Origin of the sequence: Streptomyces sp. NPDC057654 (assembly GCF_042800135.1) — a bacterium.
Taxonomy (GTDB): domain Bacteria; phylum Actinomycetota; class Actinomycetes; order Streptomycetales; family Streptomycetaceae; genus Streptomyces.
Map to the genome: position 1 here is coordinate 14217 of NZ_JBHVHQ010000008.1, position 22032 is coordinate 36248.

The 22032-nt window shown below is 69.9% G+C and carries 20 protein-coding genes and 2 pseudogenes; 9 read left to right on the top strand and 13 right to left on the bottom strand.

All coding sequences use genetic code 11. The features are described 5' to 3' along the window. Positions 1-434 precede the first annotated feature (434 nt). The 10 genes from ACFU99_RS01625 to ACFU99_RS01670 form a co-directional block, all read right to left on the bottom strand. Positions 435-1076, bottom strand: a complete 642-nt coding sequence (locus tag ACFU99_RS01625) for a DUF6461 domain-containing protein (RefSeq protein WP_384384202.1) — start codon at positions 1074-1076, stop codon at positions 435-437. Positions 1077-1754: 678 nt separating this feature from the next. Beyond that, entirely contained in the window at positions 1755-3020 is a 1266-nt protein-coding gene (locus tag ACFU99_RS01630; RefSeq protein ID WP_384384205.1) for an MFS transporter, read from the bottom strand. Continuing rightward, positions 3017-4036, bottom strand: a complete 1020-nt coding sequence (locus tag ACFU99_RS01635) for a hypothetical protein (RefSeq protein ID WP_384384207.1) — start codon at positions 4034-4036, stop codon at positions 3017-3019. The genes ACFU99_RS01630 and ACFU99_RS01635 overlap by 4 nt, the downstream gene beginning before the upstream one ends. Then, on the bottom strand, positions 4033-5190 hold the full coding sequence (locus tag ACFU99_RS01640) for a hypothetical protein (RefSeq protein WP_384384210.1): 1158 nt from the start codon (positions 5188-5190) through the stop codon (positions 4033-4035). Before ACFU99_RS01640 ends, ACFU99_RS01635 begins: the two co-directional genes overlap by 4 nt. Continuing rightward, complete coding sequence (locus ACFU99_RS01645; protein WP_384384212.1) at positions 5187-6227, bottom strand: hypothetical protein; 1041 nt, start codon at positions 6225-6227, stop codon at positions 5187-5189. The genes ACFU99_RS01640 and ACFU99_RS01645 overlap by 4 nt, the downstream gene beginning before the upstream one ends. Further along, positions 6224-8374, bottom strand: a complete 2151-nt coding sequence (locus tag ACFU99_RS01650) for a carbamoyltransferase C-terminal domain-containing protein (protein ID WP_384384214.1) — start codon at positions 8372-8374, stop codon at positions 6224-6226. The genes ACFU99_RS01645 and ACFU99_RS01650 overlap by 4 nt, the downstream gene beginning before the upstream one ends. 2 nt (positions 8375-8376) lie before the next feature. Further along, complete coding sequence (locus ACFU99_RS01655; protein ID WP_384384217.1) at positions 8377-9861, bottom strand: B12-binding domain-containing radical SAM protein; 1485 nt, start codon at positions 9859-9861, stop codon at positions 8377-8379. After that, positions 9851-10153: a hypothetical protein gene (locus ACFU99_RS01660; RefSeq protein WP_384384220.1), complete on the bottom strand. Its 303-nt coding sequence runs from the start codon at positions 10151-10153 to the stop codon at positions 9851-9853. The genes ACFU99_RS01655 and ACFU99_RS01660 overlap by 11 nt, the downstream gene beginning before the upstream one ends. Continuing rightward, complete coding sequence (locus ACFU99_RS01665; RefSeq protein WP_384384223.1) at positions 10150-11295, bottom strand: radical SAM/SPASM domain-containing protein; 1146 nt, start codon at positions 11293-11295, stop codon at positions 10150-10152. The genes ACFU99_RS01660 and ACFU99_RS01665 overlap by 4 nt, the downstream gene beginning before the upstream one ends. A gap of 95 nt (positions 11296-11390) precedes the next feature. After that, a complete protein-coding gene (locus ACFU99_RS01670; RefSeq protein WP_384384225.1) occupies positions 11391-11570 on the bottom strand; it encodes a hypothetical protein in 180 nt (59 codons plus the stop codon). Positions 11571-12024: 454 nt separating this feature from the next. On the opposite strand from ACFU99_RS01670, the gene ACFU99_RS01675 reads away from it, so the two are divergent. Continuing rightward, entirely contained in the window at positions 12025-12336 is a 312-nt protein-coding gene (locus ACFU99_RS01675) for a hypothetical protein (RefSeq protein WP_384384227.1), read from the top strand. A gap of 174 nt (positions 12337-12510) precedes the next feature. Here ACFU99_RS01675 and ACFU99_RS01680 read toward each other — a convergent pair. Beyond that, positions 12511-12681, bottom strand: a pseudogene (locus ACFU99_RS01680) (protein-L-isoaspartate(D-aspartate) O-methyltransferase); the annotation flags it as partial. 206 nt (positions 12682-12887) lie between these two features. Between ACFU99_RS01680 and ACFU99_RS01685 the strand changes: the two are divergent. Beyond that, positions 12888-13475, top strand: coding sequence for a hypothetical protein (locus ACFU99_RS01685; protein ID WP_384384230.1), 588 nt, complete (start codon positions 12888-12890; stop codon positions 13473-13475). 712 nt (positions 13476-14187) lie between these two features. Further along, complete coding sequence (locus ACFU99_RS01690; protein WP_384384233.1) at positions 14188-14559, top strand: hypothetical protein; 372 nt, start codon at positions 14188-14190, stop codon at positions 14557-14559. A gap of 112 nt (positions 14560-14671) precedes the next feature. Here the strand turns inward: ACFU99_RS01690 and ACFU99_RS01695 are convergent, their stop codons facing one another. Further along, positions 14672-16189 carry a tyrosine-type recombinase/integrase gene (locus ACFU99_RS01695; RefSeq protein WP_384384235.1) on the bottom strand — a complete coding sequence of 506 codons (1518 nt, stop codon included), beginning with the start codon at positions 16187-16189 and terminating at the stop codon, positions 14672-14674. A gap of 200 nt (positions 16190-16389) precedes the next feature. Between ACFU99_RS01695 and ACFU99_RS01700 the strand changes: the two genes are divergently transcribed. Then, complete coding sequence (locus ACFU99_RS01700; protein ID WP_384384238.1) at positions 16390-16593, top strand: hypothetical protein; 204 nt, start codon at positions 16390-16392, stop codon at positions 16591-16593. Positions 16594-16859: 266 nt separating this feature from the next. Then, entirely contained in the window at positions 16860-18938 is a 2079-nt protein-coding gene (locus ACFU99_RS01705; RefSeq protein ID WP_384384241.1) for a prolyl oligopeptidase family protein, read from the top strand. Between the two features lie 68 nt (positions 18939-19006). On the opposite strand, the gene ACFU99_RS01710 is transcribed toward ACFU99_RS01705, so the two are convergent. Continuing rightward, entirely contained in the window at positions 19007-19204 is a 198-nt protein-coding gene (locus ACFU99_RS01710) for a hypothetical protein (protein WP_384384244.1), read from the bottom strand. A gap of 83 nt (positions 19205-19287) precedes the next feature. Between ACFU99_RS01710 and ACFU99_RS01715 the strand changes: the two are divergent. The 4 genes and pseudogenes from ACFU99_RS01715 to ACFU99_RS01730 all read left to right on the top strand — a co-directional run. After that, a pseudogene (locus ACFU99_RS01715) lies at positions 19288-19605 on the top strand (sulfatase-like hydrolase/transferase); the annotation flags it as partial. After that, positions 19503-20063: an NUDIX domain-containing protein gene (locus ACFU99_RS01720; RefSeq protein ID WP_384384247.1), complete on the top strand. Its 561-nt coding sequence runs from the start codon at positions 19503-19505 to the stop codon at positions 20061-20063. The pseudogene ACFU99_RS01715 and the gene ACFU99_RS01720, both read left to right, overlap by 103 nt. A 778-nt stretch (positions 20064-20841) precedes the next feature. Next, complete coding sequence (locus ACFU99_RS01725) at positions 20842-21177, top strand: hypothetical protein (RefSeq protein WP_384384249.1); 336 nt, start codon at positions 20842-20844, stop codon at positions 21175-21177. A gap of 577 nt (positions 21178-21754) precedes the next feature. Beyond that, complete coding sequence (locus tag ACFU99_RS01730; RefSeq protein WP_384384252.1) at positions 21755-21946, top strand: hypothetical protein; 192 nt, start codon at positions 21755-21757, stop codon at positions 21944-21946. The last annotated feature ends 86 nt before the right edge of the window (positions 21947-22032 follow it).

Genomic DNA, 22032 nt, shown 5'->3' on the forward strand with positions numbered 1-22032 from the left:
AACAATGCCTGATGCGGCACTAGCGTCCAGTCGGGTTGCGCGATCGTGTGACGTTCCCGGCTGGGAACCAGCACGATCACCTCGTGGCCACCGGGTCCGTAGGGTCCTTGATAGATCGATTGGCGGCTGCGGGCGGGCGCCGGGTGGGCCCGTTGGCGGACGCGGTCCGGCCACGCCATAGCTTGGATCGCGGAGCGGGCCGGTCGCCTACGTCCAGTGCCGGTGCAGCGGGCCATGCACTATGTCCGCCGAAATGCCCCCTTCCCCACGGCCGTGACGCCTGCGAGGGCCGGTTGAGCATGACCCCGGGCCGGTGGCGGTGGCCGGTCCCGCTCCGCCCCGCTTGGGGAGCCGAAACGAAAGTGACCGCCGGCGCTTGAGCTGGGCACGACGCCCCTGGAACGCAAACGCCACGATCGGAGTGCTGCGGGGTATTACCAGACGATGACCACCCCAGGCGGAACCGGCCCCTCACCCGAGGAGGGGTCCTCCGGCGGCCCCGACGGTGCGTCGTCCTCGGCAAGTGTCAGGCTGGGCCACGGCCCGGCGAGGGTGGCGTCGTCCAGGGTGATGCCGAGGTGGTCCAGGACGAGGGCCACCACAGGTGCTACCCCGGCATCCTCGCTTTCGTGTGCGGCGAGTGCTGCTTCCACCTGTCCCCACCAGGGGCCGTACGGTTCGGACCGGGTGTGCTCCATGCCGGGCTCGAAGTACTCGACGCACTCGCCGTCACGCCAGTACTGGAAGACGTCCATCCCCTCGGTGGTCGCCACGCTGTACGTCTCGGTACCCCGGGACAACTCCGCGAGCACTGCCTCCTCGAAGCCGATGCCGCCATCCTCCTCGACGCAGAAGGCCCATTCACCGATCCTGCCGGACCGCAGCAGCGAGACCGTCCCGTCGCCGGTCTCCGGCGAGACCAGGTCGGAGGCTGTGTCCCAGTCCAGCAGGCATGCCGGGTCCGGGTCGGCCCCGTACCGGGTGAAGACCTCCTCGGGGCTCAGGCTGCGGGTAAAGGTGACGCACATCCAGGCCACCGCCCAACGGAGCGAACCCGTCTCCGCGCCTGTCTTCATCCGGTGCCTCCGTCGCTTGCTTTGGTACCGCATGCCGGCCCGGCCACGCGCGTAACGCGACGGAGAGCCGGGACCATGCTGCCTGATGGCCGCGGAGGCTACTGCAGCAGGATCAGCTTGCGGAGGCGACGGCCTACTTCGGCTGGGGGCCTTCACTCACCGCGGCGGCGGTCAAGGCCACCAGATTGTCGGTCCAGCGGTCGCTCTCCTTCGTCGCGACCTTGAGGCCGCATCCGGAACAGACGAGGTTGGGACCGTCCTGGCCCGCAAGGCCGCAGCAATCATTGAGGCGGCGAGCGCCGGAAGGGACTGCCGTCCCCGGAACGTCGCCGGGGTGAAGGATCAGAAGGGAACCGTCGAAGTTGACCTTGAAGGTTCCCTGAGCCAGTCGTGGCGAAGCGATCTCGTGCCCGGGCGGGCGCTCGGGGCCTCTCAGCGGCTCCCCCAGGCTCCACCTCGCCAGTCAGAGGCTGCCGACAGTTCACGCACTGAAAGACAATGACACGACCAATTCTGCCTGGGCGACATCACGGGCATGAAGCCAACACCGTGTTCACCACGCCCCTGTCAGCGTCACGGCCGCCGGACCGCCCCTCAGCTGTCTCCCCCACATTCCGGCCCGGCTGACTTCGCTGCGACAGCTCTACGGAGAGCGGCGCAGCCGGGCCGCTCCGCCCCTCAGGGTGCGGGGCTCCTCTCGTCAGCGCTGTGCAGGGCACTGATGGTGCGGCGCAAAAAGGCCGGGCGCATGGTCGGTGTGATCGCGAGGACGAGCAGCAGGATGAGGAGGGCGCATCCCAGGTACACGGTGCGGATGGTGGTGTGCTCGGCCAGGAGGCCGGCGCCGAGGGCTCCTGCCGGGATCGCGAATCCGAAGGCGCAGAGCATGTTGACGCTGGCGACGCGGCTCAGGTATTCGCGGGGTACCAGTTGCTGGCGCAGAGAGGTCATCTGCACGTTGGCCATGAGGCCGAAGAAGGCGTTGACCGTGAGCGCCAGGCCCAGGACGGCGGGCTGGTCGGTCCAGCTCATCAGGGCGAAGAGGGGGCAGGTGACGGCTACCGCGGGCAGCAGGATGGCGGGGACGCCGAGGCGGTCGCCGATGCGGGGGGAGAGCATGCCGCCGAGGAAGGCGCCGACTCCGCTGCCGGCGAGGATGAGACCGAACTGAGAGGGGGGCAGGCCGAGTTCGTCGACCGCGAGCAGTGCGAGCAGTGATTGGGCGGCGCTCTGCGTCAGGTTGACGACGGTGATGACCAGGAGGAAGGAGCGCAGCAGCGGGTGGTGGCGGACGAGCTGGATGCCTGCGGTGACGTCCTTGCGCAGGGACGTGGAGGAGGAGGTGGTGGAGGGGCGGTTCGTGCTGGGCACCAGGGACAGCAGGCTTGAGCCGATCACGAAGCTGATGGCGTCGATGATGAAGGGCACGGCCTTGCCGAGGCTGAAGAGCCAGCTGCCGGCCATGGGGCCGATGAAGTTGGAGCCCACGTTCTGGAGTGTGAAGAGGCGTCCGTTCGCGTGCGGCAGTTGTTCGGCTTTCACCAGGTCGGGCAGCAGTCCCTGCGCTGCCGTGCTGAAGAGGGTTTCGCCGATGCCCAGGAGGAGGGCGACGCCGTAGAGCAGGGTCAGGGGGTCGGCGTGCGTGAGTACGGCGATGGCCAGGGCGGAGACGACGGCGGCGCGGCAGAGGTCCACGAGGATCATGAGGGTGCGCCGGTCGTAGCGGTCGGCGACGGCGCCGCTGACGAGGGACACCAGGAGCCAGGGAAGGCGGTTGGCGATGGCGACGCCGGTCACGGCGACGGGGTTGTCGGTGAGGGTGATGACGAGGAGGGGGAATGCCGCGAGGCGGACGCCGTCACCGACCGCGGAGACTCCGGATGCTGCCAGCAGCGCGGTGAAATGCCGGGTGCGGCGCAGTGCGGGGGCGGCGGGGGGTGTCATGGTGCGGGTGCTCCGATCATGAGCCAGGGGGAGGTCCAGGGGCCGGCTCCGCGCTGCCAGGGGCCGCACCACTGGCCGTGGTCGAGGAAGGCGGCGAGGTGTCGTGGGGTGATGAGGGCCGGTGGTTGGGGGGTGCCGTCGTCGCCGAGGGGGCGCAGGCTGATGACGGGGTTGTTGCCGTGTGGTCCGCAGGCCAGCAGGGCGGCGGCGACGACGAGGGTGGCGGTGGCCGGCAGGGGTTGCGGGGGGTGTTCTGGGGCGAGGACCAGGTCGCGGACGACGGGGCCGCTGAGGCCGCTGTGCCCGGAGGAGTGGGTGCGGTGCGTCCACGCGGTGGCGCGGTCGGTGACGTGGGTTCTGAGTGTGCCGTGGTCGGCGAAGGTTGTGGGGGTGCGGGGGGTGCCTTCGTAGTCGGTGCCGCGGTGCCATGCGGGGTCGCTGAGGGAGGTGTGGGGCCAGTGGTCCAGGCGGGTGCGGCCGGTGAGGGCGTTCAGGATCGGCTGGAGCAGTACCTGTGAGAGGGCATGGGGCGGGATGAGCCAGTGTGCCCGGTCGTGGGCGGGTGGTGGGCCGGTGTGCTCGGGCGCGCCGGGCGGGATGCGGGCCAGCAGGTGGCGGCCGCTGGAGAGTTCGTGCCACCGGTAGGAGAGCGCGGTGTGCCGGTGGTTTCCGGTGGAGGATTCCACGCTGGTGGTGATGTGCTGGGTGTGCGTTCCGCTCGCCTGGAGCCAGCTCAGGCCCCTCAGGTCCCCCGGGGCGAGTGCTGGCGGTGCGGGCTGCGGTGCGGCGCCGCGGGCGGCGGGCTGCTGCGGGCCGTGCGCGGCGCGGCGGATGGCCTGCTGGATGAGGGTGTCGAGGTCGGGCGGGGTGGGGCCGTGGTGTGCCGTGGCGGTGCCGAGGCGGCCGTGGACGGTCACCGTCACCCGGGTCGCCCTCTCGTGGTGGCAGGTCCGCTCGGCGGGCCGGATCTGCTGGGAGCGTGCGTGGAGGCGCAGGATCTCCCAGGAATGTGTCATCGTCCGTACCTCATCACGCGGGGGTGCGGCAGGAGCAGGGGTGGGCACTGGACCCGGGAGGGGAGGAGATCGCCGTGTTTGATGCACGCGCCGCGGGGTGCGTGGTCGGGTTTGTCCAACAGTGCTGGCGTGGTGGTGGTGAACACCGCGCGGGCGAGGTCGCGATGGCCGGCGGCGAGCCGGAAGGGCGCCAGGAGCAGGGGGGCGGTACCGCTGGTGACGAGCTCGGCGTGGGAGATGTCCAGGAGTGCCTGGCCGGCGTGGTACTGGGCGCCGCGGACGGCGGTGCAGTAGGCGGTGGCGGCGGGCCAGGCGCCGTGGCCGTGGGGTGCCGCGGGGTTGTGGACCGTGAGGTCGAGCAGGCGCAGCCGCGGCTGGAGGCCGTGCGGGGCGCACCAGGCGTGGCCTGCGGGGCAGGAGTCGTGCGGCGTCGTGGTCCGGTCGGTGGGGGCGAGGGCGGTGGTGCCGTCGTCGACCAGGGTCAGGGCGCGGGTGGTGACTCCCTCGTCGTCTGCCGGACGGCCCGCGGCGGGCGGTGCCGTGATGCGGGTGTGGGCCGGCAGGACCGGGGTGCGGGGCGGGAGGTCGCCCTCTTCCAGGGCGTGGCCGATCAGTTCGTGGATCAGCACGCCGGCTACGGCCGGCGCGAGGACGAGGGCGGTGTGGTCCGGGAGTGGAGCGGGGGCGGGTGGCGGCTGGTGGTGTTGCTGTTGCCACTGGGCGGCGAGGCGGGCGGCCAGGCGGGCGAGCGCGGCGGGGCTGTGGGTCAGGCGGCGCAGGGAGGTTCCGGTGGGGCCGTGCAGGGACAGGTCCCAGGTGTCGGTGGCCAGGGCGGTTGTCATGCCTTCGGAGTTGCGGTAGTCGCGCAGGCTGCGGGTGAGCTGGAGCGTGGGGGTGGTCTGCGGGGGCCAGGGCACCGTGTCCAGGTGGTGCAGGGCCTGCTGGAGGTCCGCGAGAGCGTCGTCTGGGGGGAGTTGGAGGTCGGCGGTCAGGGTGTGGTGGCGTACGTCCCAGCAGTTGGTGCGGGGGTAGTAGGTGCGGGGGGGGCTGCTGTGGTGGGAGGTGGGGGCGCCGGTGTGCCAGTGACCGTCGCGGCGGGTTGCCGGGCAGGTGACGGTGCGGTCGGTGCGGAGCTCGCGGTAGGCCGGTCTCACGGGTGCAGCACCAGCGTGTCCGCGTGCGCGGTGGCGGTGAGGGTGCCGCGTGCCAGGAGTTGGTGCAGGGCTGTCGCGGCGGTGTGCAGGGCGAGCGGGCGTCCCCGGCACAGGTGGGCGCCGTGTCCGAAGGCCAGGTGGTCGGGCGCGGTTCCGGGGCAGGGGTGGCGGGACGGTGGGGGTCGGCGGGGGTCGGTGTTGGCGGCTGGGATGTCGATCAGTATGCGGTCGCCGGGGCGGAGCGCTGTCCCCGCCAGGCGGGCCGGGCGGGTGGCGACGCGTGTCACGTAGATGTCGGGGAGGTGCCGTGCCGTGTGTGCGGCGGTGTTCAGGGCGCCTTCCGGGGTGGCCAGGTGCCGTTGTCGGGCGGGCGGAAGCTGCGCGGTGGTGTGCAGGGCGGCCTGGGTGAGGGCGCCGCTCATGTCGAGAGCTGCCATTTCCAGGAGGGGGATGGTCAGGAGAGGCGCTTCCCTTGCGGTGATGAAGCCGCGCTGGATCGCGAATCCGGGCAGTCCCCGGGGATCGAGTCCGCCGGTTTCGGCCACGTTCCGCACGGTGGTGCGCACGGTGTGGAGGAGGGTCAGGGCGGCTGCGCGGTCGCCGGAGGCCAGGAGTTCGGTGGCCACGCGCAGCCGGCCGGCCAGCTCGACGGCGGTGCCCGGGTCGAGGCCGGCGAGGGCGTAGCTCAGTTGCCGGGTGTAGGGGCGTACGTAGGCGTCGGGGACGTGGAAGGGGGTGTGGTCGGGGAGCTGGCCGGCCAGGCGCCGGGCGAGGGGGGTCATGACGTGGCTGGTGAGGGCGGCCAGGTTCTGGGGGGAGAGGGCGGCGGCCAGGGCCGAACGGAACCGGGTGCGGTCGCCGGCGGTCCCGGTGTCGGTGGCCAGGAAGAAGCTGCGGGAGTAGCCGGGGACGTATTCGTCGGCCTGTGCGGTGCGGAAGGTGCGGGCGTCCGCGAGCACCTGCTGGGCCTCGTCGAACCCTGCGACCAGCCACACCCTGTCCTCCAGCGGGCGGACGGGGACGAACGGTGTGTTCACGGCGCCGCCGGCAGGTTGTCGGGGGCGAAGACGGCGCGCAGGGTGGGGGCCGCCCGGCCCTGGGGGGCGAGCGCGGCCAGCAGCGCGGCCGCGTCCTGGCCGAGAACGGCCGCCGGGTCCGCACAACCGGCGGGCTGGGCGTGGCGGGCGAGGGCGGTGGCGGCTGCGGCGGCGACGGGCGGCATGCCCGACCACCGCAGCACTTCCCCGGCATGGTGCACGGCGTCGGCCGGCCCGCAGCCGGCCGGCGAGTAGCCGTCCAGGGCCAGGCGCATCAGCAGTGCGGCCCGGTCGCGCAGCCGCTCGGGGCCCAGCGACAAGGAGACGGTGAGCAGGTCGAGTGTTGTGCGTGCGGCGGCGGGGAAGCCGGCTGCTTCCTGCTGGAGGGCCAGGCGCAGCGGGTCGAAGGCGGTGGCCCCGTGCGCGTCGCGGCATGCTGCGCGGCGCACTTCGGCGGGGAGGGCGGCGAGCTCGATCAGCGTGCCGTCGAGGTAGAGGGCGTCCGCGCCGCAGAGCAGGAACTGCCGGATGGCGTCGTCAGGGGTTTCCACCAGGGGCTCGCCGTAGGTGTTGAAGGACGTGTTCAGCACCGCGCGCAGGCCGGTGCGCTCCCCCAGGGCCAGCAGCAGCTGGTGGTACGCCTCCTGGTCGGGGTGGACCACTTGGTAGCGGATGGTGCCGTCGGTGTGCTGCACAGGGGCCAGCCGGGGATCGCGTACCCGGGCCACGGCGAGCATGTACCTCTCCAGGGAGGCGGGGACGGCCGCGGTCTCCAGCAGGTTCTGCTGCGCGCCGGCGGCGATGCTCAGCCCGAAGGGCCGGAACGGTTCACGGTATTTGACCTCGGCGTTGAGGCGGGCGACGACGCCGGGGGCCGTGGGGTCGGCCAGGATGCTGCGGGCGCCCAGCGCCCGCGGGCCCCATTCGGAGCGGCCGGTGAACCAGCACACGAGCGCGCCGTCGGCGATGCGCTCGGCCACCTGCTGCGGCCCCACCCGGCGGTCGTGGCCGCCCAGGCCGGCCGCATCCAGGGCCTGGCGGGTGCGGTGCGCGGGGTAGGCCGGACCGAGGAACGCGGAGAAAGGCGCGGTGGCCGGGCGCGCATGGCCCAGCACTTCGATCCAGCCGTAGGCCGCCAGGCCGACGGCCACGCCGTCGTCGGTCGCCGCGGGATGGATGAAGACGTCCCGGTAGCCGGCCTCCTTCAGGCGGGAGTTGGCGGTGCAGTTCAGGGCGACGCCTCCGGCGTAGGCCAGGTAGCGGGCGCCGCTGGCGCGCTGGAGGGTGCGGGCCTGGTGCAGTACCGCCCGCTCCAGTTCGTCCTGCGCCGTGCGGGCCAGGTCCCGGGCCAGGGCGGTGTCCCAGTGGACGGGCTGGAACATCAGGCGCAGGTCTTCCACCGTTTGGGGCTGCCAGCCCTCGTAGCCGGGCCGCAGCGGGAGGTGTGCCTGGAGCAGGAAGTCGGTCAGCGCCCGCAGTTCGATGCGGACGTCGCCGCTCTCCTCCAGATGGATCAGGGCCGGCCACTGGGGGCGCGGGCGGCCGGTGGCCGCCAGTGCCATCAGTTTTCCCGCGGCGGGCAGCCCCGCTTCCGACAGGCCGGTCAGGGCGGCGAAGACGTCGAAGAACATGCCCAGGCTGAGCTCGCCGCCGCGCCCCAGAAAGCGGCGGCGTACCTGCAGCGCGCGGCCGGCGCCGGTGAACCAGGTGCACTTCTCGAACGTGCCGTCCCGCAGATGATGTCCCTGCTCGTCGATGACGAGGACGTCGCAGGCGGGGAAGGGGGCGGTGGCGTAGGCGCTGTAGGCGTGCCCCAGGTGGTGGGAGGGCGCCGCGGGCTCGACGACCTTGTCCGCGTCGATGGGGAGGTAGCGCAGCAGTTCCTCCCGGCAGGTGGTGATGGAGCGTCCGCAGACGACCAGGGACACCTCGTCCAGCTGGATGCCGGCTTCCTTGAGGACCGCGGTGATCGCTGCCAGCGGGGGCAGCACGAGGTGGCCTGCGCCGCTGTAGAAGCCCTGGGACTTCTTGCGCCGGTCCAGTCGTTCCTCGGCGACCGCCGCCAGGACGGTGCCGTCGCGCAGCACGGCGGCCGACCGGTCGTGGCTGGACATGCTGACGCCCAGGACGTACACGTGGCCTGTCATGCTCATCCGTCCGTCGGTTCGGTCAGCTTGCCGAAAATGCGGTGCAGTTCGCCGCGGCTGGGCGTCCCCACGCTGGTGTGCACGACGCCCCGGTCGCGGTCGCGGCCGATCTCGGCCAGCGCGAGCTGGCTCATCAGATAAGCGGTGAAGATCTGCTGACGGGTGAGGTGCTGCGTGCGGTAGGCGGGGTAGCCGCCCGACTCCTGCATGTCCTCGAGGCCGTCGATGAGGTGAAGGCCGTACTTGCCCGGGTGCTCGGCGTACTCGGTGCCCGGGTGCGGGCAGTACACGTAGGTGTTGATGCTTTCGACCACGCCGGTCGCGTAGAGCGTCGTGAGGAGATTGAGGCTGGCGATGAGGCTGTCCACGGTGTCCGCGGGGGAACCGATGATCCATTCGAGATGGGTGCCCAGGCCCGCGGCGCGCGCGGTCTCCACCGCGGCCAGCACGGTATCGAAACGCTGTCCCTTGCCCATGCCCCTGAGGATCTGGTCGTCGGGGCTGTCCAGGCCCAGGAACACCCGGTGGGTCATCGTCGCCAGATGCCCGGCCACCTGGGGCGTCAGGAGACTGGAGTGGGTGTAGAGGCCGTCGAAGCGGATGCCGCGCGCCACGCAGATGCCGCTGATGTCCTTCACATGCTCCAGGTCGCGGGTGAAGATCTCGTCCTCCAGGAAGGCGAAGTGGGCTCGGCCTCCGGTGGCCCCGGCCAGCGCGTCCAGTTCGGCGGCCACCCGGGGGGCCGATTTGGTGCGGTAGTTGAGCCAGTTCGGCACGCCCGCGCAGAAGCGGCACCGGAAGCGGCATCCGGCGCTGGTGCGCAGGCTGAAGGGGATCGGGTCCGTCGCCGTGCCGTGCCCCAGCTGCTCCCACCACGTCATGGAGCGCTCCAGCAGCCGCCAGGCCGGCATCGGCGTCTCGTCCAGCGTCGCCGTGGTCGCCGCGTGGGGGCGCTGTCCGGCGGCCGCGGTGGCGCGGGTGACCAGGCTCTCGTGCCGGGCGGCGGCCCCGTGCCGGAGAATCTGTCCGGCGATGTCTCCGATCACCGCGTCGGGTTCGCCGTGGACCAGGAAGCCGCATTCCGGCACCTGCTCCAGCAGCTGCGCTCCCGCGGTCGTCGGCAGCCTGCCGGTCGCACCGATGATCATGTCGGGGTACTCGGCCTTCAGCTCCCTGGCGATCACGGACATGCCGAAGAGGGTGGCGGTGGAGCGGCTGGGGATGAAGTAGTCGCCCGTGAAGACCGCCATCCGGGCGGGCGTGCTTCTGAGAACGGACCGCAGGACGGGCAGGTCGCGGGCCTCGTCCCAGCTGTCGAAGAGGTTCTGCAACGCGAGGTAGGCGACCTGCAGCCCGTGCTGCTCCAGGCCGCCGGCCAGGCTCAGTGGGGGCGAGTCCCACGGTTCGCGCACCGGGTACCGGGAGCTGATGGCCTTACGGAAGGTCGGCCGGCGGAAGGGCGCGATCACCAGGACGTCAACCGTCATGCCGCGCCCCCTCGGCCTCGGCGCAGCGCCGCACCCACGGCTCCCCCCAGCTGGCGAGCGGTACTCCCTGCCGCGCCAGGCCGAGGAGGAGGCGGCACACGGCCTCGGTCGGGGCCGCCAGTTCCGCGATGAGGCCGCCCGGCGGCGGGTCGTTGGCCAGGACCCAGGCCAGGGCACGCCGCGCATCCCCGTTGCCCGTGATCACCGCGGTTGCCACGCGCAGTTCCACGCTCCCCTCCCGCAGCGCGATGCGGGCCGCCCCCGGCCCCTTGCCCAGCACGCGAAAGCTCATGAGGCGGCCTCCGTCAGCCCAGCGGCGAGCAGCGTGCACGCCGAATCCGCCGCGAAGGGGCTGCCGTGCTGCGCGAGCGCCCGGGAACGGGACCCGCCGCCGCACAGCCGCGCGAGGTCACAGCCATCGCACGCCGGTGAGATGTCGGACAGGCGCATGTCGCGCAGCTGCCGCAGCGGCGCGGCGCTCTCCCACAGCTCGCCCAGTTCGCTCTCGCGCAGCGACCCGCAGCGCATGCGTTCCTCGCCCACCATCAGGACGCTCGGGTAGACGCTGCCGTCCCCGCTGACGCACAGTTCGGTGACCCCGGCGACGTCTCCCACCGTGCGGTGGCGGCCGTAGGCGCTCTCGCGCAGCGGGCTGCGGTTGTGCCAGGCCCGCTCTGCCGTGGCGAGGTCGAAGCCGCCTTCGATCAGGGGCAGATAGAACTCCCACGCACTGGGCAGGGACAGCTGCATCAGCGGAAGATCACCGGCGAGCTTGCGCACGGTCAGCTGCTGGAACTGCTGCGACCACACAGCGGAGGGAAACTCGAAGCGCTCCAGGTGCGCGCGCCCGTACCCGGCGGGAAAGAACTTGATGGCGACCAGGGACCGGGCCCCCAGCCGACCGGTGGCCATCGCATAGGTCGGCACCAGGTCGGACATCGTCGCCCGCGTCATGGTCGTGTTGACCGACACGTCCAGCCCCGCGCCCACGGCCCGCTGCACTCCCTCAGTGACCCGGCGGAACAGCGCCTCCTTCGCCGACCGGCTGGCACCTGGCTGGGCCCGCAGCTCGGAGAAGGACTCCGGAGTCGACCCGTCGATACTCACGTTGACGCCGAGCCCCGGGCACTGCTCGGCCAGCACGCCCAGCATCGCGTCGGAGAAGAACAGGCCGTTGGTGATGACGGACACCCGCCACCCGTCCAACGCACAGGCAGCGCTGAGAATCGCCACGATGTCCCTCCGCACGAAGGGCTCGCCCCCGGCGAAGGCCACGCTCAGGACACCGTGCGCGTGCAGCTGGCCGATGATCGCGACGATCTCACGGGTGGTGAGCTCGTCCGGAAGAGCTGCCCCTGACGCACTGTGACAATGACTGCACGAGAGATTGCAGGCGTTGGTGAGATTGAAGTCGACGTGGACCAGTCCAACCACGAACGTCCCCCTGGTAGCGGTTGCCCCGACGCACGAGGCACGCCCGGCAACCACCGGGCGCACCCCGCCTCTTCACACAGTCCCGTCAGGGACCGTCAGCGCTGCGCGTGAGCCGTCTCCGACTTCACAGCGGCCTGAACCCTGGCGAGCACGTCATCCGACAGAGGGGCCACCGGAGCCTGGCCCTCCTGGTTCTCGGGGACGTTCATCGCCGTGCGGTTCCACTGCATGGAGTCGACGTGGGTGACTTCGAAGGCGGGCTGGAAGGCCGTCATACAAACCCCTTAGGCCACGATGCGTTTACCAGTTGTCACGCAAGGCTACCGACGGTGCGCCACTCGAGCATATGCGCACATTCATTCACCATCACTCCCTTCGAGCACCGGAGCGCACGGCCCGCCGGAGCGGCCTCCCGCACGCCGTCCCACCCGCCCGGCCGTTCCGGTCCCTGCGGTCCGCCACGTGGACCTCCTCGCCGCTACGGGTGGCGGCCGTGCCAGCGTGCTTGCCCGGAAGCCTTGAGCGCCGCCGCCGCCGAGTCCCTCCTGCACGATCGCCCGCCCTGCCCCCAGTGGATTCGAATCCGGACATTGCCACGCCGTTCAGGCCCCCCTCTCTCAGCATCAACACCACGACCAGGGAAACAATATTCACCCAAAATGCCCGCATAAGATGAAGTGGAGAGAATCGCTGTTCCCAGCAATCGAGATCCGCCGTAAGGTCGCGAACATGAGTATTCAGAACCATATAGGCGACGGGGCGAACATCCGAGGTGAAGTCCTCCAGGCGGATGTAGTGGAGAACGTGACGTTCGGTTCCGGAAATGTGCCCTCCGCAGCTGACGACGGAGGGCTGAAGCATCCGCACAGTGCCGCCGTCGGGAAACTCTGGGAACTCCTCTCCGAAGAAGGCGCACCTCGTGTGGGCCTGTCACGTGGAGAAGCCGAGGCTGTCACAACACTCCTGACGATCTGCGCTGACTATGTGCCCGCCGTCGCCGCATGCGCAGACGAACTGGCAAGCCGTATCCGCCCCACCTGATACGACGTCAGCCCTCTAACGGGATCTCAAGGGGAAGACCTCATAGCCCATCGCGCCGCTACCGGCTTCGGTACAACTGGTCTACTGCCCAGTGCCGGTGGTCATGCGCTTGGCCCAGCCCATGGCCACGGCCCTGGCAGCCGCCGAGACCGGCACCCGAGGGCGACCGTTGGGGGCGATGTAGCCGCGCGCGCCACCGTCCGGCGTCTTGTCGGCGATGAGGATCAGCCGGATGCCGGCGATAGTGGTGACCAGCCGCCCGCCAGGGCGCAGTGCGTTCAGCCAGGAGACGGGCACGGGGCGTACTGCGACGGTGGAGATGATGCGGTCGAACTCGCCGGGCAGCGTCGCGTGCAGGCGCGGCGGGCGTCACCGATCTGGTGCCACATGCTGGCGGTGTCGGTGAAGTAACGGGCGCGGCGTTCGGCGGTGGGCAGGTGTGCGGGGATGAGGCTGGTGACGTGGCACGCCTTCGTCGGGGTGTGCAGGGCGTTGTGGGTGCTTTCTCCGAACTGAGAAGTTGATGTTCCGGGCCTGCTTAAATCACCCGCATGACCCCAGCTCTCGCCGTCGCGATAGACGTTGCGGCCGCCACCGGTCCCCTCTGGTCCTCCGAGACGTTCTGGGCAGCTGCTGGCGTCGCCGTCGGTGCTGGCATCGGAGCCGCCGGGGTGTATGCAACACGCCGTGCCGCCTTCCCCAAACGCCGTCTGATGTACTCCTTCAGCTCCTCCTCCCTGGTCCAGCGTCACCAGCGCAACATCTCGGCCAACGTGCTGCACATTCGTCTTGGAGAGCGGGAGCTGCACAATCCGCGGCTGGTGAACCTGCGCCTGGAGAACACCGGCCGGCGCGACATCTCCAGCGCCCAGTTCGACCAGGACGAGCCCTTGCGCATCGTCCTTGGCCTTCCAGTCGTGGAACTGGTCTCAATGGCGGCAGAACCGCCGGCTGCCGTGGGCCTGATCTTTGACGGCCTGGACGACCACGGAATGAGCATCTGCCCCGGCCGCCTGGGGGCAGGAGAGGCAATCACGTACACGCTCCTGGTCGATGGAGACCCCAGTTTCTGCCGACTTGCACACGCGCTGATCGACGTGAACGTGAAAGAGAAGTTCCCTCCCAGGATCGACGGCTGAACCCCAGAACACCATTGGGCGGCTTCCGTAGGCGTCTGACGACTCTCACGTACCTTCTCTGGCCTACGACAATTCACGCCCTATCCATAGGCGATGGCCGTTTGTTCAGTGGCCTGTGGCGCGGGTGATGGCGTTTGCGACCAGGGCCGTGTTCACGGTGCCGAAATTCTGTCAGGGCATCGCGGAGGTTGACAGGGATGCCTTCGCCGAGGCTGGCGGGCCCTGGAGATGTCCGGGAGCCGGAACCTCGCCGGCTGCGGGAAGGCGCACTGGGTGCCGACCGTCCTGGGGTACGAGGTGCGGGAGCCGATGGCACGGCGGCGGAGCGCAAGGAACGGGCGCTGGCCTGCTACGGCTCGCAGAACAAGGGGGCGGGGCAGGTCGAGCACACCGGCTCGGAAGGGCTGGCTATGGCCCGGTGGCGGGGCGCGGCGAGCACGGGCGGGATCGGGAGGCGTTCGCTGTGCTGCGGCTGGGCGTGCAGGCGGTGGAGTGGTGAACGGCCCGGCTGCAGGCGGCTTCATGGAGGAGCGTCCCCGCGTCAGGGCGCGCACCCCACTTTCACCCGCTCGGGGCCGGGTGGGACCGGTAGCGTGAGGCGTATGGACAACGTGTTCCCGGCGGTGCAACGCCTTTCCTCCGGACCGTAGGGGGTCGCCCGGCTCTCACGGGGAGAAGGGTGACGGCGCGGGCCCATCGCATCCGCAGTGGCATGGACTTCCAGCCGGTTGCGCGCGCCTCGGAGGCGTTCCAGCAGTCACTGACCGCGGAGGAGGTCGGGGAGATCTGCCGACGGGCCTTCGGGGGCGTCACGCCGGTGTCCGCGGTCGAGCTGAGTACCGGTATGTACAACAACGTCTATCGCCTGGCTCTGGCCGGGCGGGTCCGGCCGGTGATCCTGCGCGTCGCACCGTCCGAGGCTCGGCAGTTCCGCAGTGAGCACCGCCTGATGCGCAACGAGTTCGCGAGCCTGCCGTGGCTGGCGGTGATCGCGCCGCTGATGCCGCGGGTACTGGCTGCTGACTGGTCGCACGAGGTGATCGGCCGGACGAGGCGGGGGCACGGCAGATGCGAGAGGTCGTAGTGGACGTCTTTCCCACCGAACTGAAGCGAGAAGGCGACCGGCCCGATACTGGGCACCGGGTCCGGAGGAGCGGGGATGTCGCTCGCTGCTGGAAACCGAACGCGCCGCGTCCTCATGCAGCCGCCGCCTCCGCGGCAACGGCCTCCAGGGCCGCGACCTGGATGTCCCACTCCGCGAGCGCGGACAGGACGATCTCCTGGAACTCATCCAGAAGGTCCAAGTAGATGTAGACCGTCCACTCGTGCGCATGCCCGAGAAGCAGCTGCAACTTGCGCATGGGGCTGCCGAACAGCAGCCGCTCCAGCTCCGCCCGGGTAAAGCGCCGGTCCGCCCGCTGCCCCAGTGCGCGGATGGTCTGCCGCAGCATCAGACCAAGCATCTGAACTGCAAAAACATGACGGAGAGTATGGGGCGAGACGTCGATGTCGATCCCGAAGGAAGCACAGCGCTCGTTGGCCCGGCGGAAGGCTGACTGCCACGTGGAGGGCTTGAGCGGATACCCGTCCTCGCCCAGCCACAGCGCCAGCGGCTCCCGCGGCAGGCCGGCGGCATCCACACGGAACAGGTTCTGCCGCACGCCGACGCCGATCTTCGAGTACGACCAAGCGCGGGAAGAGCCCACCACCGTCAAGGCGTGACGCCCCGCGCGACCCACCGGAACGAACTCCTCCAGCCCGACGTACCGCCCACGGGCCCGCGCCTGCTCCACCACGGCCGAACGCTCGATCGACAGGTAGTGGTGCCACGCCCGCAGCGTCCGCCGATTTGCGAACACCCTGCGGGCCTTGTGCCGCTTGGTCACCTGAGCCGCGAGGTAGATGTCTCCCCGGCCTCCTGCCACGGGAGGAAGCTCGGTCGTCAGCAGACTCGCTCCCTCGCCCAGGCGTATGCCGGTGTAGACAAGCGAGTCGGCGAACAGCGCGTTGCGCTCACCGTGCCGGCCACGCCACTTCGGGTCCGGTCTGCCGTCCGGCAGCTCGCCCCGCAGCCCGACATTGCGCCACAGCAGGTAGTCGACGAACTGCACGATGTGCAAGGGCTCTTGGTCATCGTCCACGTCGTACTCGGCGTTGACCCGGACTCGCTTCGGTCCCTGCGGCGTCATGACCGTCTTGTCGATGTACCGGAACGGCTCGTGATCCAGCAGTTCCTCGTAGATGGACCACTCCACCCACTTGTCGAGAGCCGCGATGGACCGGCGCCACGTGGCAGCGCTGATCGAGTTCTCGTCGTCGATGCGCATGCGGACGACCTTGTAGGCGCGCAGATCAGCGCTGTCCGTCTCCCATATCGACTTCCCTCCCCGGGATTCGTGCAGGAACCGGCAGTACAGCATGATGTCGCGCATGTAGCCCTCGTGCCCGTTGTCCGACCGCACGCCCCAGCTGTCGAGTTCGCGCCCGAACCGGTTCAACTGGACGTCGCACGAACCGTCGGGGCCGAGGATGAAGCACTTGCCGTCGCATGCTCCCGCCCGTTCCAGCACGGCGGACGCGTCGAATGACCACGGACCGGCTGTCCGAGCCTGTGCAGTCCGGTGTAGGAGGACCACGGCCTCCGGCGCCGACTGGCCGGAGAAGGCGTCAGCGCCTTGCAGACCGCAGGTAATGGACGTGCTGGTGCGCTTCATCGGACCCCCTGAGTCAGCAGCTACGCGAACATAACTGCGTGCTACGTGAGACAGAACGAAGCGCCAACATAAATGCCGATCTCTCTGCGGACGGCGGACGCTGCCTCGCTGACCTCGGCCAACGGCAGCAGGCCCACCAACAGACGGACGAGGGCCTTGCTCTGCTGCCCGCTCCCCGTGCCACGACCCGATCCGTATTCTTGGCCTACCAGGCTGAGACCTATCTCCAAGACGGCGAACCGGAAGCCGCGGCAGTGACCGCCCTGCGTTCCCTGAAACTCGCCAGCCGTATCAACGCCCCCCGATGTGTCACGATGGTGCGCGACCTTGAACCGAAGCTGTCGCGGTACGCGCACACGGCCGGTGTCGACGAACTCCTCGAACAGCTCCGAGCCGTCAGCTGATCACCGAGGGCGTCATCCTGCCCGCACACAGCGAACGGACAGACGCGAACGCCCCGCCAGAGAGCCGTCGGCCGCCGTGGGTACCGACGAGCGGCACGATCGCCCCGGGGTCCGGCACGCCCCAGTGGCCCCCGGCCTCTGATCCGCAGCGCGGCGGCTGAGTCAGCAGCCTCCTCCCCAGGCCGTCGTCAGCTGCGAGACACCCAAGTCCTGCGCAAGTCCACGGTTTTGACCCCTGAGGACCGCGGCGGCGTCATACTCGGTGAGTGGGCGCTGACGATCAGTATCTGTGGCTGGAAGACCTGCACGGCGCGGAAGCGCTCCCCTGGGCGAAAGAGCGCACCCAGGAGACCGAACAACTCCTGTGCACCGACGAGTTCACCCAGACAGCAGCCGAACTGCGCGGCATCCTCGACGATCCGCGCCGCATCCCGTACGTGCACCGACGCGGAGACAGTCTGTACGGGTTCTGGCGGGACGCACAGCGCGTACGGGGCACCTGGCGGCGCACCACCCTCGCCGAGTACCGCCGGGAGGACCCCGGCTGGGAGACGCTCCTCGACCTCGACGCCCTGGCCGCGGCCGAAGGGGAGGACTGGTCCTGGGCCGGCGCCAAGGTGCTCTACCCCGGCTACGACAGAGCCCTGGTCACGCTGTCCCGCTCGGGATCCGACGCCGTCGTCGTACGCGAATTCGATCTGGAGACGAAGGCGTTCGTACCCGGCGGCTTCCAGGTCCCCGAGGGCAAGACCCGGGCCAGCTGGATCGACCAGGACACCCTCTACATCGGCGCCGATCTCGGTCCGGGATCGCTCACGGCCTCCGGCTACCCGCGCACCGTGCGCCAATGGCGGCGCGGCACCCCCCTGGCGCAGGCGCCGGTGGTCTTCGAAGGAACGGAGTCGGACCTGTCGACCGTGGGGTGGTTCGATGCGACGCCGGGGTTCGAGCGGCACTTCGTCTCGGTGCACCGGGATTTCTGGCACCGTCACGTCTTTCTCCTGGACGAGGACGGCCAGGAGGTGAAGCTTGACGTTCCCGACGATTCCCGGGCGTATGCCCACCGGCAGTGGCTGATCGTCATCCCGAAGTCGGAGTGGGAGGGGCACCCGGCAGGTTCGCTGCTGGCGTTCGGCTTCGACGCCTTCCTCCAGGGAGTGCGCGAGCCGGCCGTGCTGTTCGCCCCCGACGCGCGCACCGCGCTCGCGGGCCACGCGTGGACCCGTCACCACCTGCTGCTGAAGACCCGCACCGACGGCAACACCGGCATCGAGGTGCTCACCCCGCCCGCGGACAGCACGCCGGGCGCCTGGACCCGCCGCCCGCTCACCGACGTGCCGCCCCTGGCCTCCGCCACCATCACCGCCGTCGACCGCGACAGCGACGAGTACTTCCTCACCATCGACGGGTTCCTGCACCCCCCGGCCCTGCACCGCGGCGAGATCGGCACCCGCATCACCAGCGAGGTACTCAAACAGACGCCCGCGCACTTCGACACCTCCGGCCTGCGGGTGCGCCAGCACTTCGCCACCTCGCCAGACGGCACCCAGGTCCCCTACTACCTCGTGGGCCCCGACACCGGCCGCCCCTCCCCCACCCTCCTGTACGGATACGGAGGCTTCGGCCGCACCCTCGCCCCGGACTACCTCCCCCTCACCGGCAAGGGCTGGATGGCCCGCGGCGGCACGTACGCCGTCGCCTGCATCCGAGGCGGCGGCGAGTACGGCCCCGCCTGGCACCAGGCGGCCCTCAAGGCGCACCGGCCGAAGGCGTTCGAGGACTTCGCCGCCGTGGCCCAAGACCTCATCGCACGCGGCATCACCACCCCGGCCCAACTCGGCATCATGGGCCGCAGCAACGGCGGCCTCCTGATGGGCGCGATGCTCGCCCGCCACCCCCACCTGTTCGGCGCCGTGATCATCAGCGCCCCGATCCTCGACCTCCTGCGCTTCCACCTGCTGCACGCCGGCGCCTCCTGGACCGCCGAATACGGCGACCCCGACGACCCCGCCGACCGACCACACCTGGAGGCCATCTCCCCCTACCACCACTTCCGCGCCGACCAGCCCTACCCGCCGGTACTCCTGGTGACCTCGACCAGCGACGACCGGGTCCACCCCGCACACGCCCGCAAAGCCGCAGCCCTGCTGCGCGCCCAGGGACACCAAGTGCTCTTCCACGAAACGACGGCCGGCGGCCACCAAGGAGCCGCCGACCACGCCCAGGCAGCCCAAGCCCACGCCCTGAAATACGCATTTCTGTGGCAGACCCTGCACCCGCAAGTGAACAGCACCGACCCCGCTACGGTCGCCCATACCGAACGCACGGCGGATCTCCCACGATGAGTCGCCCGCGCAGCCCGGGTCGCTAGCGGCTGGGTGTCCGCCTCGGCGGGCGGACACCGCCAGTCTCGTCACATGGCAGGAGGAGACTGGCCGTCGGCGGGGTCGCCCGGGGCCATCCGGAGCGCTGTCACCTCTACGGCCGACTCCTCGACGACGTTCGTGACCGACTGGACGAAGTCCAGCTCGGCTTTCTGGAGCGCCAGAACGTACCGGTCGAGGCCATCGGGTTTCAGGCCGAGCTCCTCGCGCACGCTCTGCCGGTACATAACGATGATCTTGACTCCTCGGCGTAGGGGTCGAGGACCACCGGCAGTCGCGGTTCTGCTCCCCGGAGCCGGACTCCACCCGCCACCAGGTGGACCACGCCCTGATCCTCGCCGACACACACGACCGGCCGCTGTTCCTGTTCGTCAACATCTCGGCGACCCACGTCCCCCACGGCCACTACCTCGGCGAGAGCACCGACACCGTACGCTCCCAACGCGCCGCCCTGGCCTACGCCGACCCGCACCTCGGCCGCCTGATCAACACCTTGACCATACGACACCACTGGCTGGTCATCCTGTGCGCCGACCACGGCGACGCCTACGGGGAAGGCGGCTTCCACGGACGGGGCATCGCACACCCGACGGTCATGAACGTGCCGTTCGCACACATGGTTCTCTGACGACCGCTACGCTCGCCCGCCATGGGAGACGTTCAGGGCGATCCGCTGCGGGACGCGTCCGTTATCGTGGCGCGCGACGAGACCGGCAAGGTCGCCCTCCCCTCACAGCTCTGTTCCCCGTCCACGGCGGGGAGTACCTCTTCCTCCCCGGCGGCAGACGCGAGAACGGCGAAACACCGCAGGAGTGCGCCCGCCGCGAGCTGCGCGAAGAGGCAGGCATCACCGACGCCGCGTGGAGACCGCTGGGCTCGTACGCCTTGAGCGTGAACTCCACCGCTCGCGTCTCGTTCTTCGAGGCCCGGCAACTCACCCTCGGACCGCAGGAACTCACGCTCAGCGAAAGCGACTTCAAGCTGTCCTGGTGGCCGGTCCAGGACGCCATCGCCGCAGCCCTCGACGGCAGGTTCCTTCTCCAAGGAGGGCCACTCGCCCTGTTGCTGGTCGACCGCCACGACTGAATCGAAGAACCCTTCCTTGATGCGCAGCAAACTCTCCGAAACTCCGGCCTGTCGATGCCAGTTTCCCATTCCAGCACAGCCTTAGCCTGCCCCTTCCACTTTCCGGATGCCATGGATCAGAGGATCCTTAAGGCACGGAGAGGGGGTGTGGCGATGCCTGGTGGGACGAACGGCAGCACACCGCAGCCACAGGGAGAGGGGTCTCCGTATCGACGGCCGCAAAAACAACGGATATCGCTGACCTGGGGCGATGCTGCTCAGCCTCGTCGTCGGGCTGCCGGATCGCGTGAGAACTTGCTTCGAAAGGGGCATGTCAAGCGTCGTTCGCGCGAGCCAGCTGTGCTCTGGGCGGGGGTGCACTGGGGCGCACTCCGGGGCAGTCGTGTGGCCGAGGGCGCTCGGCGGATCAGGTGGTCGCTGTCGGCAGGACAGCTAGCCGCCGTCGTGGCAGGGGATGGAGGCCAGTGACAGCACGAGGCAGACCGCCTTGCTCAACACTGGAGGAACATCATGAGGCGTATTGCTACCACTGTCCTCCGAGGGCGCCGTCTGGGGCCGCAGCGGCGTCATCTCGCGTCCTGAATGATCGGTTCTTCCTCCCCCGTTCAGGGGGTCATCGTGTGCACCACTCCTGGGTGCAGCGGTGGAGGCGGTGGACTGTTTCCGCCTCCTCGAGATCGGGGTCGCTGGTAGACGGCCGTCCGGCCGGCGGCGCGGCGGCGGAAGCTGACGTGCGGCGGGTTGGACGGCCTGTTGCTCCGAGAGGAACGGAACGACTGTGAAACTTCGCGCATCGATCGTCGCGTACGCGCTGGTTGCCGGGCTGATCGCGCTGGCCGCCCCCGCCGGTGCCGCGCCCGCCGCCGAGGAGAAGCTCTACACCTGCGAACTGATCAGAAAGCCGCACCCCAACCCGTACGAGCCGAGCTACGTGAGCGTCAAGGGCTGGGGGTGCGGCGTCGGCGGCCATGATGATCTCTTCGTCATCTACTGGCCGTTCAGGGTGACCGACGGCAAAACCACCTACCGCTGCGCGAAGAAGCAGCACAGCGACTACGGACGGGCGGGAGATGACGCCCAGTACGTCATCGGCTGGCTCTGCCGACGCGTCTAGGCACTTCTCCAGACCGCCCCTAGCCAGGTATCAAAGCCCCCGGCAGCGTCGGCCGAGGGCTTCCATTCCTCGCTCCGGTTTCGCGAAGTGCTCGATCAGGTCCTGCACTCCGCTTCGGCGACGGTGTCGGCGGTCGCCGGGAGGCACCCGCCGCATCGCCTCCCGGCGCTGTTCTTCGATCCGGCTCTCCACCCGCCGAGACCACTGAGAACCTGCTTCGAACGGGCTATGCCAGGCGTTGCCTACGCGGGTTTGCTGCCGCTTCGTGAGGCGGCGGGTCATCGGCCCCGGTGTCCTATCCGTGTCCCACGGTGCAAGGTAGAGCTGCGTCCGCTACTGACCTCGGCGGCGTGCTCTGCTGACAACGGGAACCGAGTGAAGGAAGCCGCGGCCACCGGGGTACTGCCGGTCTGGTGGTGGGCTGTCTGACCAGGAAGCTTGCCAGGCAGCCAGAGTTTCAGGGGTCGGGCCATCGACTGATGCTTGTGGGCCAGGCAGCTCAAGCGGCGGGACAACCGTGCCGACAGGGGAAGCCATCCCATGGACACGACCACACCACCACCATCAAGGAGTGCACATGGCCGCGAGCGACTTCCTCGGCGCTCTCACGGGGCAGCAACTGGCATGGTTCAAGCAGCAGTCCCCGGTGAAGCAGGGCCAGATGGCCGCCCAGTGGCAGGGCAGTGGCAACACCCCCGAGGACATCGTCCAGGACAACGGAGGCCCTGCCCCCGAGGGCGGCAGCGAAGCCCTTCCGGATCTGCAGTAGAACAGACGCCCGCCGGACACGCGGAGACGGAAGCTGTCCGACCGACGCGGTGCTCGCGGCCGCGCGCCGTCCTCCCATGTGGACGG